Origin of the sequence: Sediminicola sp. 1XM1-17 (assembly GCF_037203765.1) — a bacterium.
Lineage (GTDB): Bacteria > Bacteroidota > Bacteroidia > Flavobacteriales > Flavobacteriaceae > Sediminicola.
In genome coordinates, this window is sequence record NZ_JBBCAS010000019.1 from 1 (window position 1) to 1,553 (window position 1,553).

At 44.9% G+C, this 1,553-nt stretch carries 1 protein-coding gene; it reads right to left on the minus strand.

The genetic code is table 11. The features are described from left to right. On the minus strand, window positions 1-1,553 hold a 1,553-nt coding region (locus WAA86_RS15340), incomplete at both ends, for a beta strand repeat-containing protein (protein WP_337301900.1).

Below are 1,553 nucleotides of genomic sequence, written 5' to 3' on the forward strand. Positions count from 1 at the left end.
GTAGAAGTCAGCGTCTGGATTTCGTTCGTTGGATCAGCATCCGCATCATCGGCATTGATGGTCACGGAACCACCATCTACCAAGGAGATGATCTTTCCGGTAGCATCAATCGAAAGGTCCTGGGTATCCGTGTTTACTCCGGATATATCTATTGTCTGGTTTCCTCCTCCATCGGTCACCGTTAGATTGGAACCGACCAGGCTGATACCTGTGTTATATTCGTTCGTTGGATCAGCATCCGCATCATTTACATTTATGGCTATGTTATTCCCACCTGAGATGGAAATATCTCCAGCAGCACCGGAGGTTGACAATGTTTGGTTGTCTGTACTTCCCGCTGCCAGCTCATCAATAGCTGCCTGAACATTGGTGGCCGTTAATCCTGAAGGCACATTGTTATATGGATTTGAAACAGCCCTAGTATCTAGGATAACATCCGTACCGTCATTATTGGTAAAGGTGTAGGTACCATCGGAATTATCCGTGATATTAGCCTTATTTACTTTTTGGGTAATCCCATTTTCATTGACATAGGTTATGGTCCCATCTCCAGTATCCGAGAGATTGGTAATTGTTTCCGAAATGGTTACCGAAGCAACATTCAAGTACAATTTCCCATCTGCACCAAAGGCAATGTCGTTATTTGCATCTGTACTGATCATTCCTGTGGAAAGGGTTCCTCCTCCATCTGTAATTTCAAGACTACCGGCATTCATACCCAATGCGGTATTGAATTCGTTTGTTGAGTCTTTATCTCCATCTACATAATCCACTGTATAATTTCCATTCCCGTCATCGGTAACAGTGATATCATTGGAACCTACAACAGTCTCGCTCAAAGCAGAAAGGTCTGCAGAAAAACTGGTAGTTCCTTCATCTACGGTAATGGTGTTGGTTCCAGAGTTAAAGCTAACTCCAGTAATATCATCATCGGCTACACTATCCACATAGTTTTTGGTAGCTGCGTCCTGAGGGTTCACAGGGTCCAACAAATTGGTTATCCCTTGGGCACCTGCATCATTCCCTGTAGCCAAAACTTGATTTAGGTTTTGGATCTCATTGGCTGGATCGGCATCAGCATCATCCGCATTGATCGTTACAGACCCTCCATCTACAAGGGAAATAATTTTTCCGGTAACATCAATAGACAAATCCTGGGTATCCGTATTGTCCAAATATGGGGTAAGATCTACTGTACCGCCATCTTCCAAGGTCAATGTATTCCCGGCCAAACTAAGCGCCTGGTCATCCGTACCACTATTGTTCAAAGACGATAGATCCACGGTCTGCGTATTCCCATCCTCCAAGGTAATGGTCAATATGTTGGCCGCATCCATACTGAATGCAGTGATGGTCTGGTCGTCTGTATTGTCCAAGTATGGAGTCAGGTCTACCGTACCTCCATCTTCCAAGGTAAGGGTATTGCCCACCAAGCTCAAGGCCTGGTCATCCGTGGAGATATATCCCGAAAGATCGACAGTGGTATCAGCACCTGTTCCATTGCCAAGGGTCAATATGTTCCCGGCAAAACTGATCTGCTGATTGTCTATATT